Consider the following 17,205-nt stretch of genomic DNA (forward strand, 5'->3'; position numbering starts at 1 on the left):
ATTACAGCGGTATAGCATTCGATGATTTTGTAGATGCGCGAGTCGATAGAAGTGTCGACTTCAATTGGGGCACTGGCCAACCCCATTCCCAGCTCTCCGACGACAACTTCAGCGTTCGCTGGAATGGTATATTTACAGCGCCCCATGACTCAGGCACAAACACCTACCGCTTTACCGTCAGGACCAACGACGGCGTGAGGCTCTACGCAAACGGTACTCTTGTTATTGATGACTGGACAGAGCATGCTCCCACCGAATTTCAGTATGAACGCACACTCAGCCCCGGGGAAGAAGTCCTGCTCTCTATGGAATATTTTGAACGAGTTGGTTCAGCGGTCGCCGAGTACAGGGCAACAAACACCAATACAGGCGGAACCCTCTCCACGCCTGCCACTGTGAAGGCGCCAGACCCTACAACGAGCCACTCGCTTGATTCGGACAACGATGGGATTCCGGATACCTGGGAACTTTCACAGGGGCTTAGCCCCTGGGTTGACGACGCTGACTCTGTATCAAACAACGCTGGTATTTCGAATATTGAGGCATACAACAGTGGCCTTGATCCGTTCACACTCGAAGAAGTCGGAACCGTGAACACTAGCCCCGGCCCAACCGAGCCATCTCCTGAACCCGCAGAACCAAATGGCAGTATTACGCTGTCCTGGACGGCTCCAGGCACCCGCCTTGATGGCTCGTCTCTGTCACTGAGTGAAATCGATTACTACAGGATTCGCTATGGTCAATCACCGGGAGCGCTCACACAAACCCAGCAGGTCGACGGAGCCGAGACCTCATTTACTTTCGGAGATTTGGCGTCAGGAGTGTGGTACTTCTCGATAAGCGTCGTGGACCAGGGCGGTCTCGCAAGTGCGCCATCGGAAGTCGTATCCCAGCAAGTCGAATGAAGTAAAACCATATAACTCAATTTGTGTACAGGCGGTCTAGGTGTTCCTGGGCCGCTTCTTTTATTAACGGCGAAATGTCGCGTAACACGCGATCCCGGTCGCACTCTTCGCAATGAACACCAATAACTAACAGCGACGCATCGCTGCGGGAATTAAACATACCCGGTAGCTGGGCAAGCTTGGCCTGAAGTTCATTATTCTCCCATCGACCCTCAACATAGTATCCATACGCCACTACAAACGTCGTATCCGTTTGACGGAAGCCCAACTCCAGACCAGCCAACGGTGTCTGACCACTTACCGGATCAACACTGAAGGTACGCTTAGGAACCAATACCGAGGAATCGTATATTCGGTTGTTATACTGAACCACCTCAAACTTGGGGCGCTGATAGTCGTAACTGTATAACGCCACCAACAACCTGACTCCGGCCTGACCCTCCCGCGCCGTTCCTCGCTTTATATAGGTCTGTTCAAGGATACGATCGGGACGAACAATGGCAGGCTGCCATCCCAGAAGACTCCGGCGGAAAAGGGGCATCCAGTTGGAAGCATCTACTAGAGACACACTGTGTTGTTCGGTTTCCCCATTCATGTCTGCGAGGCTTGGTGAAACAGACCAGGAAGCCGCTCCCATCAAAAGCACAAGAAAAAGGGGGGATAACATGCCAGCGGCAGAATGGAGGCCTGATCCTTCCGTGTTGCCGTCCACAGCCGAGTCAAGGTTCTTTTCGGTGCCTTCCAGCCAACGAGCGAAGAAGTACAGTGGAACAAGAGTCCCGGCGAAAACCCACCAACCAAAGAAATCGTGCTCCTTGATAAGTGATGACGTCATTTCAGATTCGTATCCAATATAAATAATGACGAAAACACGGATCCAGTTGGCAACAAGGGATATCACCACTCCGGTAAACAAAAGAACGCAGCGGGTACGCCACAAACGGTAATTCAGTTCACCGTATAGCAGCGACAACGTTGCACCAACCAACAAGTACCGTAATCCGGAGCAACCATGGGCAATCTCGAATGCCCCCACTCCCGGAAAATAGACGAACACACCCTCGACGATAAATTCGATATCAAACTGCGATAACATCAGCTGGTTGAAAGCAACTGTAATCAGTTGCAGGTTCCAGGAAAGATAGTCCCAGAATGGAAGCGTGAATACCATCAACCCCATGGGGATAAAAAACGCTTGAGTCTGCCTCCACCCCCACAACACCAGAAGCCCACCAATCAATAGCGGCAAAAGTGCCACTTGCTGGAACGCTTCAATCAGAAGAACGCTGCCCGCGAGGTATACCAAGCCGGAGACACACAGTGGGAGCAGCCAGAACCAATAGAACCCAACTACCGGGCGATGCCTGCGCCACGCAGAGACTGTCAGGAAAATGCTGATCACGAGTACAAGAAAACCGTGGGAGTACGACTCATCGAACTTCAGCCAACGGTCAACCAGACCGCTCAACGTAGAAGCGGTAGCAACGAGAAAACAGGCAAAATACAGCGCGGGAAACAGCCAAGGGTATCGCGCTATGCCGATATTACGATCCATGTAGTAGATCCTGAGAAGCGTGGTTTAAATGGTAGTTTACCTTTTTACTACAAGTTGGCACTCGGGAAACGAGCACCCCACTTTAGTTTCCGGATTTTATACGGTATAGATACCGAAATATGCGGCTTCTGACTAGCATAAACGAAATCAGAGGCTCGGCATGAGTTGCAAGTCGAGCTTTGTAATCTTCATTCTTACCAGAGCCAGCAAGAAGGTCAAAGTCCGCAATACCGGCATTCTCAAACGCCTCTTCAATTGAATACCCTAAATGGAGCGTGCCCAGCGCCAGTTTAGGATGAAAATCCTGCTGGTAGCCCGATTGAAGGTTATAACAGCGACCACGGTAATGGACGTTATACAGCACTGACACGGCTGTCCCATCACAACGCATTATCGAAAGATCGGGCACACCCCCTTCCTCTACAACGTGTGTGAGGAAATCCTTATGGAATCTCAGGCTCCTCGCGGAAAAGCAGGGCTGCCCCCAGCGCTCGACATGAAAAGCATTCAGGGCATTAAAAAAGTCATCAGGACTGTCTGGCCAGGCGTCCGCAAATGAGAGCTCTCCGCAGATTTCGAGCACCTTGCGCCTGTTAAAGAGACGCAACCTGGTATTGGGCCCCAAGGCAGACAGGTAGTTGTCAAAACTACCCGTCGTTTCAATGCTGTAGGCCACATCACTATCGACAACCCGGTAGCTCCATCCCGCTTTGTGGGCCAGGTTCTGCAGATGCAATGCCTCAGGGGACTGTTTAATCACATCCCGGAAAACGGCTTCGGACCAACCACAGGACGACAGAAGACGTTCAAGCCGTCCCGCACCTTGGTCAAACGTCTCTTTTGAACAAACAAAGGAATTGTACTCCGTGCGCGGGGTGGAAATTCTACGGTAATTGGTGCCCACAAACTGCAGACAGCGCAACGGTATCAGCCCCTTGAGCAGGTATTTGTCAATGTAGACTCCGGATGCGCCGGAACCGCCCTGCTCCAGCAACTGGAACCCCCGGGTCTGCCCCCATTCACGCCACCATGCATTCTGCCAGGCATCTGTCTGGAAAATACTCACCGGTCCCTCACAAACGGTTGAAAAGTCGTAGCTCGTCCATGGAATGTGGTAGGTTACCTCACGAATAAGGAAATGCGTTATCTATCTTGTGCATGGATGTACAATACTGCCTCGTCATTCCGATACGTCCAGTGCGCCCATCGTTAACTCTTGAATACTCAGGAAAGCCCAGTGTCGACCATGTCACTCGTAAAACGCCTGTTTCGTGGGTCAATTGCCCAGACACTTCACATTGTGGTTACGATTGGCGTCGGGCTTTTCATGTTGCCCTTCATGGTGTCCCAGCTTGGGGAATCCATGTACGGCATCTGGATACTCATCGGTGGCTTCACAGCCACTCTTTACCTGTTTGATTTCGGTTTCGCGACCGCTGTCACCCGGTTCATGGCACGCTATATCCAGCAGGAGGACACCAGGAAAGCCAACCAGGTTATCAACTCATCCCTGATTATCTATTCCGGCCTTGCTGTTGTCGTCATGCTGGCCAGCGCTGTCATCGCCTGGGTATCACCGGTCTGGGTTGAAAATCCAGACAATGTCTTGCTGATACGCCTTCTGATACTGATTGCCGGGCTCCAGATAGCACTCGGATTTCCATTTAAGGCATTTGCCGGCATTGCTGCAGCCTACGTGAGATATGACCTTACCGCATGGTGCCGAATAGTCGTAAAAGTACTTTCCACTGTCTGCTCTGTTATTGCCCTACTGCATGGCTATGAACTACTCGCCATCAGCCTCGTCCAACTGGGCGCCTCTATCCTCACAGACATCATCCTGATCTCTATTGCGAAGTATCTCCACCCGGCTATGCGCATCCGCAGGGAGTTTGTCGACAGGGAAACAATGCGGTCGCTCTTCAATTACAGCAACTGGGCCTTCCTGATCGATATCACCAACCTGGCCAAGGACAAAGCCGACATATTTCTGATCGGTGCCTATCTTGGAACTTCATTGCTGACGACCTATTACGTCGCCGTCAGGCTGGTTGAGTACAGCCTCCAGTTCCTTACCAAAGCAACAGGAATGAGCACCCCGGTGTTTGCGGCATCGCAGGCTAAGGGCGATACCGTCGATCTGCATGACAAGATTGCCGTTTTTCTGCGAATCAACATGATCCTCGGTGGATTCGCGCTTTTCGGCCTCATACTGCTCGGTGAACCGTTGATACGCCTTTGGATGGGTGCAGAGTTTGAATACACAACGGCCTACCATACGTTGGTGGTTCTGGTCAGCGGCCGCATGCTTATGTTCCTGACAGCACCCATGGGCAGCGTGCTCATGGCAACATCCCGACATCGACTTCAAGCCTTCCTTGGAATCGCGGAAACACTCACTTCAGCCTCGTTGATCTTCCTCCTGATCGGGGTACTGGACTACGGCATCGTGGCCGCAGCCATAGGGGTATCGGCACCACTATTCATTGGCCGAGCTTTTGTAATGCCATTCATCGTTCAGAGAGAAGTCGGGTTTACAGTTAACAGAGCAATTAAAGAGCTTGGTAAACCCATAGTTTTAATAGCATTATCATGTATTGTGGCCTCAGCAATGACTCGCTTCTTATTGCCCACGGGAACCTTTCCGGAGTTTTTATTTACCGGCCTGGCGATAACAACCGTATATTGGCTATTTGTTCTTCCGTCATTGTCCAAACGGGAATGGGGACACCTTGCACAGCTTTTACCGGGAAAGCTTGGCGTCAGGGCGAGAAACTATCTGTCAGCCAACCAATAGTCGTATATACTCACACTTATAGTGTGTTTCAAGCTGTTGGCTTGCACAAGGACAAGCAAACTATGGCGAATACGGCCCCTCGCATTGGTGTAGTTATCCCCCACTTCCAGAACGACGGCACGCTGCTCAGGCGCTCCCTCGAGTCCATTTTCAGTCAGACCGTCATCGCGCATATCGATATTGTTATTGTGGATGACGAATCACCCGTATCTACAAAATCCATTACACAGGATCTCTCACCTCCTGATGGAATATCGATCGCTGTAATAGAACAAAAGAACAGCGGGCCGGGTATTGCCAGAAACACGGGGCTTGCCGCGTTAAATTCAAAGACTGATTATGTCGCGTTTCTTGACTCGGACGACTATTGGTCACCTGAGCATCTCGAAACTGCTATGCTCGCTTTCAAGCTAGGCGCTCATTTCTATTTCTGCTCCCGCATTGTAGAGGGTGAGGATGAGGATCTTTTCAAAAAACTTAAGTTTATTGAAAAATATAATCTCGACTCGATCGAGGGTTATCCCCACCTATGCAGAATGAAAGACAACTACTTCAGGTCGGTTATCGAAGGTTACGTTACCACTTCGACTATTGTTTACGATTATCAAATGTTTGGAGATTTACGATTCCCAACGGAGTTCTACAGGTTTGGCGAAGACCAATTTCTGTGGCTAACAATCGGGAAAAGATCCGATAACGTCATCTGCTCGGATACCGTAGGGCTAACCTATGGGAAGGGCGTAAGTATATTTTCAGAGCAGACGTTTGGGACGGATAAGGATTTCTTTCGCATACATGATGAAATCCTTTATCGCAAAAAGGTGCTACGTAACTTCGAGCTGGACAGTGAAATGAATGAAGCAATTCACCGGCGGCTAAAATCGGCCCGCGATAGATTATCCCTTCGCCTTCTCCATAAGTTAAAACGGGGCCAGCTTCGCTTCCTGATGGTGGCTATCAAGTGTGACCTTGGAATCGCTCCGTACATGCTGGGAAACGCGGCAAGAATTATCGGGCGAGGATTTCATGTCAACAAGAATTAGTGTTGTTATCCCGGCATTCAATGCAGCAGCCTATTTAACTGAAACTGTGCAAAGTTTGCTCTCCCAATTGAGTGATCAGGACGAAATACTCGTCGTCGATGACGGCTCAACTGACAACACTTGCGCCGTTTGTGCGGATATTTCAGATCCCAGAGTTCGTTTGGTTCAAAGGGCAAACAGCGGTGGCCCTGCAGCTCCTCGGAACGCTGGATGCAGGGAAGCGAAAGGCAAATACATATTCCTGTTTGATTCGGACGATATCGCCGAACCCGACAAGGTAAGTGTCGCCATGAAGGCACTGGAAAACTCTCCAAAGGCCTCATTTCTGTTTACGAACTTCAGCCTTGCTGACTCCAACGGTGTCATCACCGAACACAGGTATCTGGACAGATACAGCGTTCTAAAACAGTTAGAGAAGTCGCCCGCTGGCACCAACACCTATACCGTAAACGGTGGCCGGCTTCTTGCCGCATTGTTGAGAGCCAATTTCGTCGGAACCTGCAGCGTTGTGTTTAAAAAGTCAGTTTGGCTACGTACCGAAGGGTTCAATGAGAACCTAAGACACCTCGATGATCGGGATATGTGGCTCCAGCTCTGCCGGCATGGCGACGCAGTGTTCGTGGACCACAGCTCATTCAGATATCGAAAACATGAAAGCGGGATTTCCTCACAGCGCATCAGAGCCCAGCATTTAGAGCGAGTGGCCGTAGCGGAAAGGGTAAAGCAGTGGGATCTCAACACTGAACAAAAAAATGCAGTGCACACGTTGGCCGCGAAAAACTACCTCAAGCTTGGCTACATAGACTTTCACGATCAGGGAAATATAGAACTTGCAAGGAATTGGTTTGCAAGAAGTTTTATTAACAAGCCATCCTACCCTGCCTTTAAGGGCATGATAAAATCAGTGGTACCACAGAAACTGTATCTAATGCTCAGCAGGAACTGATAGAAGCCCAAGAAAATCAACCAGAGCGTCTCGCTCCTCAAGTGTTATGTCGAGCGTTCTCAATTCATGCTGGCCATTAAGTCCTTTCTCTGGGGGCGATCTGTAGTAGTCCATCACGTCCTTTAATTGATCGAAGCGGCCATCATGGAAATAAGGTCCGGTCTTATCCAAAAACCTTAAAGTAGGCACCTTGAAAGCCCCCTGGAGCCCCTGGTGCTTGTCCCTGCTGAGGTATTTCAAATCGGTGCATTCTGAGGGGGCTGCGTCACTGTACTTGCCAAGACAATTGAACTCATCCATCAAAACAGACTGCAAACCGAACACGCGTCCATAGTCCATATTTGGACCACTGAACACGCCGCTGCCGATGTTGTGAAAACCACCATTGGTAAGCATTGGACCATTATGGCACTGAAGGCACTGAGTTTTTTCCTGGTCGATAAAGAGCTTCGCCCCAAGGATCTGGCTTTCGGAAACCATCGATAGCGCCCTATCCTGTTGGCCGGCCGTAAGGGCATCTACAAAATGATCAAACTTTGATGGCTCCGGTAGCAACGTTCTCTGAAACGCCTCAAGAACCTTGCCAATATTGGAAAACGCGCGATTGATCGTCGTTTGTGTCGGTCGTGACAACCTGTACCAGTTATTCTGGATATCAGAAGCACCGTAAGGTGAGGCTTCGTCCGGGAGTTTGGAGAAATCGAGTTTTGGCAAGCCACCAAACAGCGCCTCATAGTAGGAACGGTATCTTTTGTCATTATTGATGACTCTCAACACAGAGAGCCTGCTACTTCCCATTTCATCCGGAGCTTCAAAAGGAATCAGGGCCTGCGACCAGAGGGAGTCGCGGCGACCATCCCAGTAAAACCAACGCTGGTACGCCGCTCCAATAAGGGTAGGAGTGTTACGGGCCGCTTCCCCGACACCCTTTCCACGCTGCTTCCCGTCAGTAAAAGCCAGCTCGGGTTGATGGCAACTGGCACAGGACAACTGCCCATCCTTGCCAAAGCGAGAATCGTAGAAGACCTGGCGGCCAAATTCGACTGCGAGTTTGTGGTCCGCGACATTGTTTGAGGGGGTGTCAGGCAGCGGCGGAAGAGCAGAAAGGCTCAGTGATTGAAGTATCCGTATATCTCGCTCATCAAACTGCTCGTTGTTGGCCTGCGACGATAGCGACACGGACAGTGAAACCAACAGAAGCAAACACTTGGTGAAGAGCCGGAAGAGCATCAATAATCCAGATTAAAGACCAACGTCGCGTGGTCCTGCGCTACGCCATCGAAGAGACTTAAATTCAACTGCCACTCCCCATGCATATTGAACATCAAGCCATCTACCCTGTAACGGCCACCGCCGAGATACTCAGTCACTCTCGGCTGTGAAGGCAACCCATGGCCGTGGGCGGGCATTCCACCTGAAACCGCCAACCCTCTCAGCTCAACAGGATCACCAACGTCACTTTCTACTTCAATGATCCAACTGTGGTGGCTGTTTAACGGTACTTTCCCATCTTCGGGAAGAACCCGAAGATGGAAATGCCCATTGGCAGACATTACCTCGCACGCAGGCTGGCAAACTCCTTCCGACGCGGACAGGACTGCGGCCCACGGGAGAAGCACAACAACCAGCCAACGCCACTTAATCTCAAAGCCCAATTGGCTACCTCGCTTCATCCTGAACCGATTGTCTTAGCGGCCACCGTCGATCTCAAGCAGATACATCTCCAGTTCAACCGCCTCTTGCTCCGTGACCGTTACATTACTGTGTCGCAGGATTGCTTCCGCTATCGTAAGCGCAGAGCCATCATGCAGATAGGGTGCTGTCGCCCACAAGTGATTCAGTGTGGGTGTATCAAGACCGTAAACCGGTCCTCCTGAGGCATTACCGGTGACAGCTGTAATAGTTCCGACATCATGCACTACTCCGGAGGGAGAGTCTGTGCCTTCGCTACCAGAGTGGCAGCCTGCACATCCTTCTCTCTGGAAGACGCCCTCACCTGCCTGGCCTGCAGCCGACAGATTTCCGTCGTAGTAGGGTGAAGCGGGAATCGCGGTAAGCGACTCCACGTACGCTGCAACGGCATCCAGTTCAGCATCGTAGCCCTGCTTGGGTGCACCCATTGGATCCTCTACAACAGCAAAGTCCCCGTCCTCCAGGAGCCCCGTGCCGCCGGCCAGTGAGCGGATCTGATTTTCGAAGTCCTGAACCTCGTCAAAGTTGCCGGTCCAGTGCAAACGCCCGTGGCCAGAGCCTCGGCCCAGCAGACCAATAGTATTCCTCAACCCTTCGCCAAAGGTGCTCAGGTCCCACGTCCGGCCATCCTGACCGCCATCGTTATGGCAGGATGCGCAACTCATGTAGTTGTCCCTGGCCAAACGATCGTCGGCGGCATCGTAGAATAGCTGTTTTCCAAGAAGTACTGTTGGGGAAAGCGCTTCCTGCGAGACCAATGACGTTGACCCAACGGCAACAGTCGCACTTACGTCACCGTTGAGAATGGCTTTCAGGTCAAAGGTTGTCAGCGCGCGGTCCATGAAGTCATGGACATACAGCACTTCACCATCCGGCGACAGCGCAACGCCCTGCGGTGCACGCCCCGTATCCAGCCTGGTCAGTTCGAACCCACTGATTACGTCGTAAACAACCACTTCCCTACTGGTTTCAAGTGCAACGAACAGATAACGGCCATCGCCGGTAAACGCGGCACCGGTCGCAACACTGGCGTTGTCATGATCGATACGAACGCCAGGGTTCTCGGTCAGGTTCGCAAGATTAACCCGGGATGTAACGGCCCTGACAGTCTGGTCAAAGGTCATACCGGCGCCGCCTCTCAGACCGCCAGACAGGATATTGTCCTGTTTGGAGGGAACATAGGCATAGCTACCATCCGGTGACAGCACAGGAGCATTCAGGTAGTTGGGCAGCCCCGGACCAGAGCTCTCAGAAACACCCTTGTTCAGATATCCCAGGGAGACAGTCGATGTATGGGCCAGGGAGGCGGCATCCAACACAAATATTTCCGCATTGGCGTTTTGTACATCCGGAGACAGTCCATCCTCTCCTGGAACAAACGGCGTTACGAAGTTGGTGGCGTAAACCCGGTCACGGCCCACATCAATCGCCAGGTGCCGTACCCTGCCATCCAGCATGGCGGAACCCAACGTCTGATCCGTTGCAACATTTAACCTCAATACCTGCCCCAACGCCTCAAGGGCGACGTACAGCTCATGAGATCCCGGGCGGAACACAATGCCATGAGGCTGGGAAGCCATCGGAAGAGTCACCGTCCTGACAACCTGATAGGTGTCAGGATCAATCGCGTTCAGAGTGCTGTCACCTTTATTGGCAACCCAGACGTCACCTGAAACAGGATTAACAGCAACCGCGCTCGGCTTGTCCCCGACGGGCACTTCGACAACCACATCGCCGTCATCGACAAGCGTCACCGAGTCGTTATCCGGATTGACCACCCAGACTCTCCGTGAACCCGTATCGCGTTCGGTCACCAGCGTGGTGGAGTTAAGTACCTGGGGCGCACTCTCCGCATAACGGGAAGGATCATTCGGATACGCGTCAGTATTGTCTCCTACACCATCGTCATCCGTATCGGCCCAGTTCACAGAGTTATTCGGGAAGACATCACGATTATCTCCAACACCGTCACCATCGCTATCTGCATACTCACCGGAATTTTCCGGGAAGGCATCCAACGCGTCTGGTACGCCGTCATTATCAGTGTCCACTGCAAAGTCCCGTGGGTAAAGCGTCATGACCTCCTGGGCATTGATTTCAGCACCATTATTGAGGGCACCGGCAACCACGAACAGTTCGTTTCCGTAGCGGGCACCGCCGGGGGCATTCCGTGCGATGCCCAGGCTGGGCAGGGTGCGCCAGTTTCCGGTCACCACATCCAGAGCCTCAACATTGGAGTGAGCGCCCGCACCGCTCTCGCCGGCAGCAACAATCAGTTCAGAGCCCTGCTTGATCATCGCTATTCCACCCCTTGGCGTTGGAATATCACTGTCCAGAGTGCTCCATTGCCCGGTTTCGAAATCAAAGACATCCACCTCGGGAATGGTATCGCTTACCGGGTTGCCGAGGTTCACCGAGGAACGCCGGCCTCCAACTACGTATAGCTTACCGTTGGCCACAGCAGCCTTGTGATGGTCCCTTGCGCGCGGGGCATTCGGAAGCTGCGTCCACGTTTTGTTGACGGGGTCATAAACGTCAAACCACGGGACCCAGCCCGCGTTATGACCGCGGGTGTTCCCGCCGACTACGTAAATCTTGCCCTGATAATTGACCGCGGCAACCGAGCCTCTCCGGCGCTCCGCCGGGATCACAAACTCAGTTTTCCACTGAGTTGGTTGGTCAGGGTCAAAGCTGTAGATTTCAGGCACACCGGTTTCTGCAGGGAAACCACCTTCAAGCGCACCAACAACGAAGATGCGACCGCCCACCTCAACGCTCTGATAGTGATGCAGCCTGAGCTCCTGCTGGGATTCGTCGACCGGTACACCATGTTTGGTCCAGGTATTGGAGATGGCATTGTACTCGTCTATTGAGCGGCTACCGCGCCCCCCCGTCAGATAGAACCGCTCCTTGAACGCTATGTAGTCGTTCTCATGACGGGCATCCGCAGACCCGCTCGCCGGCATACGAACAGCCCAGTCAGAGGGTTGTTCAGGGTCCCCAGAACCATCGCCCGGGTCGCTGGAAGTATCACGCACCACCTGGATGGTATAGCCCTCTGACGGCACACCATTTTCATCCAGCGCATACAGCCAGTAGTAACCTGGGATCACAACATTCGGATTCGGATTCAGCTCCAACTGATATCCAGAAGCCTGCTGGGTGAACTCAACAGGAATGAACCGCTGATCGGTGTTTATCGAATGGGTTGTTCCCTGCAAGCGAATCATGTTGAAAGCCGTCGCACCGGATGAAACCTGAACCGATAAGGTCTCTCCGGCGCTGACCACTGTGCTATCAACTGAAACTATCTCGAGGCGACTTGCAGCGCTTCCATCCGTGTTGAAAAGATAATCAGGGGAATAGAACTGAGCATCCTGATGATTTGCATCGCAAGGTCCGCAGGCGCCGCCACCACCAGAAAATACCCGTCCGTCCTTCATAAGAAGCGCAGTTGAGTGGTAATTCCTCGGGATCTCAAGGCTGTTTACAACTGTCCAGGCCTCAGTTTCCGGATCCCAGATCTCTGCAGGAAGAATCGAGCCCCAATCATCCCAAAGCTTGCCCTCTGTGGTACCACCTATTATGAGTACCCTTCCGTCTGGCAGAACCACTGCATCGTGGAAGGTCCTCTTGAAATTCATTGGTTCGATTTCCGTCACCACAGGTGCGGGCCCATTGATATCAACCATGATGGCGGTATCAGAAGACGGATCATCACTCGATGGATCGTTACCGCCGGTAATCAGAATCTTGCCCACGTCGTACATGACAGCGGAACCGAACATCCTTGCCTGATCGCCACCAAGCCTTGCACCGATTTCCTCCACGGAGCCCTGCCCTTCAGTGCCAAACCAGCGCATGGTTTCCATGGGGCCAGACTGGAAAACGTTACCATCCGGCGCCACGTGCATAAACGCATACCATTGCATGCTAGCCGTCTGGTTCTGCCAATGCTGTTGGCTATTCACCAGATTCTGCTCATCCACCAGGCCCTGCATATTCGCACCCGGGGTATTTGTCCATTGGTTCGTCACGCTGGAGTAGATTTCCGACGTATTGGCCGCACTTCGGGCAAAGGTTGTGAACACCCGGTCATCCGGCATGGTTAATGTCGTCGGATACCAGCGAGCCTTATCCATGTCATCCAGAGGTACCCAGGACATGGTCTCAATATCAAACCGGCTGGTTTTCTTGGTGTCCGGGTTGCCGCCAGAATTGAAGATTGAACCGTCTTCAGTCAGGGCAATACCGGAACAGAACTGATTATGTGTTTCGTTGTCCACACCCACGAACACACCAGTCTCGGGGTCGTAAAGGCTTGCGGTGCTCTTTGTACCCGTATCGGTTATCTCGGTTCCACCAACCCAGGTCAGCAATTTGCCGTCAGGAAGATGTGCTGCCGAAACCGGTATTTCCGGCCACTGAATAACCTCTCCCCACTCTCCGCCGATGTGCGGCTCGTAAACGACCGGGGTGGAAACCTCTCCGTGCAGGCGATCCGTTACAGCTGAGAACTCCGCAATATCAAATGAGTACTGCTGGACACCTTTGACGCCAGCGAACTCAACAACAGCCCCGCCGGTATTCTCAAAGTAGAGAACTTCAATCTGATGCAACCCTTCTTCGAGGAAAAGCACTGCCTCGCTGTGGTCCACCGCGCGTGTCAGGTCGTCATTAACGACAACGTTGCCATTTACCGTCAGGCGTACACCATCATCACTTCTGACAAGCAGGCTGTATTCTCCTGACTCAGGGGCGTAAACCTCCCGAGTCGCCAACATCGCGAAGTTGTTTACAAACGGGAAGCTCTCGCCAGCAGCAAAGATGGCCTCGCTGCCGGAAGTACCGTCGGTAAAGCTGATCTCATGAGTCTCGAAAGCGACGCTTTCGTATTGAGTGGCGTTATCAATCAAGGCCTGGGCATCCGCCAGGCTATCCACAACATCATCGCTCTTCACGAACTGAACCTGGTAGAGACTGCTGTAATACTGCTGGGTTGGATCGTTAGGATAAGCGTCACTGTTGTCCCCAACGCCATCCCCATCTGAATCAGAGGCTTCCGTTGGGTCAAACGGGAACGCATCATTCATATCGGCGATACCGTCGCCATCGGAATCCAGATTCGCGTCGCTGTTGTCCCCGACTCCGTTCTCATTGACGTCCGCCCATTCCGTCGGGTCGTTGGGGAACACATCTGAATTATCCCCGAAGCCGTCTCCATCGCTGTCCAACCACTCATCTGGATTGTTGGGGAATGCGTCTTCGCTGTCAGGAACACCATCACCATCCGTGTCGAAGTCTCCGGTACTTGGTGAGATACAAAACGCTGAGAGTTTTGGCCAATCTGCTATAGCACCGAAACCAATTCCGACCGCGTTGTCAGTGGTTTGGGCGAGATAACGCTTGGTTATGGCTGTTTTCGGGCCAACCTCACCAATAATGTCGAAACCGCTGGTGGTCAATTCGTTCTCGACATAGATATCGAAAACACGGCTGCCAGGGCCACCTGAGGGCGTTCCAACCTGGTAATAGATTTCCGCAAACATCAACTCAACAACGTAGTCTCCCACTGCAGGAACCGGAACTGCGTAGCTGAAGTCCCCCCAACGCTCACTTCTAAACAGTTTGTCATCGTCGGTGCCAGCAATACTGTAATTATTGGGGCCGCCAATATCTCCGCCAGAAAAATGGGCATCCGCAATGAACTCTGTGCCATCGGTCGCCACATAGCTTCCGCCACCAACGTTCACACACATCTGGAACCCATCAATGTCACCGAAGGGTGTGGGGTCAGCATTATCACCGACGCCATCACCATCGCTATCAAGCCACTCGGTGGGATCACCTGGGAATGCATCCTGATTGTTGTTGTAGCCATCTCCATCACGGTCAGGATCGCTATTGTCACCGATACCGTCGCCATCCAGGTCAGACCACTCTGCCGGATCGGCCGGGAACACGTCGGTATTGTCTCCAACGCCATCTTCATCACTGTCCAACCACTCAGTTGAATCAATCGGGAAAACGTCCTGGTCATCCGGAGTGCCATCGCCGTCATAATCGCCATTGGTTTGCCTGACACAAATGGCCGACACCTTGGGCTCGTTGGCAACTGCATTGAACGAGATATTGATTGAGCCGCTGCTTGAACTGGTGAGATAGTGCCTTGTTAGCGCCGTCCTGCTAGGCACGTCCGCCAGGATATCGAACCCGGGCTCCAGGACATTGCCCTGAACAATGATGTCGAAAACCCGGCTGCCAGCACCGCCAGTTGCGACCGTGGACTGGAAGTAAATCTCTGCAAACTCCAATGACGCAATGTAGTTTCCGGACTCAGGAACCGGTATGGAATAGGCGAAGTCGCCCCATCTCTCTGAATGGTAAAGGGTATCGTCGGCCGTACGGTCTATCTCATACACATGACTGGCTTTCGAGCCACCATTAAAATGGCTGTCGGCAATATAGAGGGTTTCATCAGCCGCGGAGTATTCCGACCCACCCACATTTATACACATCTGGTGGAGAGGCTCATCTCCGCCGGTTCCACCACCGTTGTCTCCACCATCACTTCCTGGATTCTCCCAGGCGGTGGGGTCATCGGGGTAGTAATCATCGGCATTGGCAACACCATCACCATCGCGATCCGGGTCCGAATTATCTCCCACTCCATCGCCATCAAGGTCGGACCATTCTGACGCATCATTCGGGAAGAGATCCGAATTGTCACCAACTCCATCTCCGTCCGAGTCAACGGTTTCATTGGGATCAGAGGGAAACGCATCCTGAGCGTCGGGCACACCATCACCATCGGAGTCAGCGCCCACGATTTCGGTTACACAGTAGGCTGAAAGCTTTGGCCAGTCTGTAATAGCACCGAAATCGACATCAATTTCACCATCCTCGACAACAGCCACATGGTCAAGCTGGGTTGCTGACTTGCTGCCTGCTGCCGCAATTATGTCGTACTGTTCCGCAACGGTTTCACCCTCTACGAACACATCAAATACCCGACTACCAACCCCGCCAGATGAAATCCTCGCCTGATAGTAGATTTCGGCAAAGTAAAGTTCGACCAGATAAGAACCTGAAACAGGAACAGGAATGTTGTAACTGAAACTCTCCCAACGTTCCGTATGATAAAGGACATCATCCAATGTATTGGCTATGGATTGCTTATGAGTGCCGGTTCTGCCCCCGAGGAAATGGGTGTCAGCCTTGAAAACAGTGCCGTCCTGAGCAGTGAACTCTGGGCCCCCAACGTTCACACATTCCGCAACACTCGGTAGGGAGGGAGTTGGATCAGAGTTGTCACCAATGCCATCATTATCGCTATCCAGCCACTCCGACGGATCCTCCGGGAACGCATCGTTATCATTAGCGAAGCCATCACCATCCATGTCAGGGTCGCTGTTATTCCCTACGCCATCACCATCCATGTCCGCAGATTCTGTGGCATCGAATGGGAACGCATCTGCATTGTCGCCAATACCATCCCCATCGCTATCGAGCCATTCCGTACCATCAAATGGAAATACGTCGTCGCTGTCACTATAGCCGTCGCCATCGAAATCACCGTTGCTAGGGAAAACACACACGGCCGACAGTTTGGGAAGATCTGAAATTGCGCCGAAACTGATGTTTACAGAGCTGCCGCCCACCTGAGAAAAATAGCTCCGGGAAACCGCTGTTACGCTTGCAGCCTGCTCGATTATATCGAGCTCGGATTCTACTTTTTCGCCCTGGATGTAGACATCGAAAACCCGGCTACCCACACCACCGGTTGTGGTGGTGGACTGGTAATAAATCTCTGCAAAATGAAGTGTCGTGATGTAGCTGCCCGCGGTCGGTACGGGAATCTGGTAACTGAAATTGCCGTATCGCTCCGATTGGAACAGCGGGTCGTCGTCCGTAGCGGCAATGTTGTGAGCGTGGGCCGCAATATTGCCACCAGAGAAATGGGCATCGGCGATAAACTGGAAGCCCTGAGACGAGGTGTAGGCGCCTCCCCCAGCGTTGAGACAGATGAGCGGCTCGCCAAAATCAGCTGCGCTTGTGATTCCCGTCCAGAGTAGCGCCAGCATAAATGTGATCGTTGGCTTGAAGGTGTTCCGTTTTGCGCCCATGCCCTAGCCTCTCCTTTGGACAAAACTCATCTCCAAAGGATCGCTGCAAAGCCTGTACCATTAAAACAAAAGGTTCGGACTTACAGTAGACAAAAGCCGCAAAAGGTCGTTATGAAAAAGCTCAATGTAAAGAAAGCTGAC

General features: G+C 52.4%; 9 protein-coding genes. 4 read left to right on the forward strand and 5 right to left on the reverse strand.

Annotated elements, in window-relative coordinates:
* On the forward strand, positions 1 to 905 hold a 905-nt coding region (locus ACTRWH_RS10080; protein WP_462826378.1), incomplete at its 5' end, for a PA14 domain-containing protein.
* A 16-nt stretch (positions 906 to 921) separates the two neighbouring features.
* Here the strand turns inward: ACTRWH_RS10080 and ACTRWH_RS10085 are convergent.
* Together ACTRWH_RS10085 and ACTRWH_RS10090 are read right to left on the reverse strand one after the other, a co-directional pair.
* Positions 922 to 2,460, reverse strand: coding sequence for an exosortase/archaeosortase family protein (locus ACTRWH_RS10085; protein ID WP_127401421.1), 1,539 nt, complete (start codon positions 2,458 to 2,460; stop codon positions 922 to 924).
* Positions 2,461 to 2,542: 82 nt separating this feature from the next.
* Positions 2,543 to 3,454, reverse strand: a complete 912-nt coding sequence (locus tag ACTRWH_RS10090; protein ID WP_462826379.1) for a GNAT family N-acetyltransferase — start codon at positions 3,452 to 3,454, stop codon at positions 2,543 to 2,545.
* Between the two features lie 252 nt (positions 3,455 to 3,706).
* Between ACTRWH_RS10090 and ACTRWH_RS10095 the strand changes: the two genes are divergently transcribed.
* From ACTRWH_RS10095 to ACTRWH_RS10105, 3 genes are all read left to right on the forward strand, one after another.
* Positions 3,707 to 5,257, forward strand: coding sequence for an oligosaccharide flippase family protein (locus ACTRWH_RS10095; RefSeq protein WP_226910012.1), 1,551 nt, complete (start codon positions 3,707 to 3,709; stop codon positions 5,255 to 5,257).
* 62 nt (positions 5,258 to 5,319) lie between these two features.
* Positions 5,320 to 6,300: a glycosyltransferase family 2 protein gene (locus tag ACTRWH_RS10100; protein WP_052479515.1), complete on the forward strand. Its 981-nt coding sequence runs from the start codon at positions 5,320 to 5,322 to the stop codon at positions 6,298 to 6,300.
* Positions 6,284 to 7,246: a glycosyltransferase family 2 protein gene (locus tag ACTRWH_RS10105; protein WP_075196104.1), complete on the forward strand. Its 963-nt coding sequence runs from the start codon at positions 6,284 to 6,286 to the stop codon at positions 7,244 to 7,246. The genes ACTRWH_RS10100 and ACTRWH_RS10105 overlap by 17 nt, the downstream gene beginning before the upstream one ends.
* On the opposite strand, the gene ACTRWH_RS10110 is transcribed toward ACTRWH_RS10105, so the two are convergent.
* The 3 genes from ACTRWH_RS10110 to ACTRWH_RS10120 form a co-directional block, all read right to left on the reverse strand.
* Positions 7,226 to 8,476: a cytochrome-c peroxidase gene (locus ACTRWH_RS10110; RefSeq protein WP_075196105.1), complete on the reverse strand. Its 1,251-nt coding sequence runs from the start codon at positions 8,474 to 8,476 to the stop codon at positions 7,226 to 7,228. The genes ACTRWH_RS10105 and ACTRWH_RS10110 overlap by 21 nt on opposite strands.
* A complete protein-coding gene (locus ACTRWH_RS10115; RefSeq protein WP_178380797.1) occupies positions 8,476 to 8,799 on the reverse strand; it encodes a FixH family protein in 324 nt (107 codons plus the stop codon). The genes ACTRWH_RS10110 and ACTRWH_RS10115 overlap by 1 nt, the downstream gene beginning before the upstream one ends.
* Positions 8,800 to 8,934: 135 nt before the next feature.
* Complete coding sequence (locus tag ACTRWH_RS10120) at positions 8,935 to 17,064, reverse strand: malectin domain-containing carbohydrate-binding protein (protein ID WP_462826380.1); 8,130 nt, start codon at positions 17,062 to 17,064, stop codon at positions 8,935 to 8,937.
* Between the last annotated feature and the right edge of the window lie 141 nt (positions 17,065 to 17,205).

The organism is Marinobacter sp. G5_S1_61_S3, from assembly GCF_054968585.1.

What these genes read in the sequence shown, in the direction of transcription:
- ACTRWH_RS10110 (WP_075196105.1), bottom strand. Translation starts at nt 8,476, where the DNA reads ATGCTCTTCCGGCTCTTCACCAAGTGTTTGCTTCTGTTGGTTTCACTG.
- ACTRWH_RS10100 (WP_052479515.1), top strand. Translation starts at nt 5,320, where the DNA reads ATGGCGAATACGGCCCCTCGCATTGGTGTAGTTATCCCCCACTTCCAG.
- ACTRWH_RS10085 (WP_127401421.1), bottom strand. Translation starts at nt 2,460, where the DNA reads ATGGATCGTAATATCGGCATAGCGCGATACCCTTGGCTGTTTCCCGCG.
- ACTRWH_RS10120 (WP_462826380.1), bottom strand. Translation starts at nt 17,064, where the DNA reads ATGGGCGCAAAACGGAACACCTTCAAGCCAACGATCACATTTATGCTG.
- ACTRWH_RS10095 (WP_226910012.1), top strand. Translation starts at nt 3,707, where the DNA reads ATGTCACTCGTAAAACGCCTGTTTCGTGGGTCAATTGCCCAGACACTT.
- ACTRWH_RS10115 (WP_178380797.1), bottom strand. Translation starts at nt 8,799, where the DNA reads ATGTCTGCCAATGGGCATTTCCATCTTCGGGTTCTTCCCGAAGATGGG.
- ACTRWH_RS10105 (WP_075196104.1), top strand. Translation starts at nt 6,284, where the DNA reads ATGTCAACAAGAATTAGTGTTGTTATCCCGGCATTCAATGCAGCAGCC.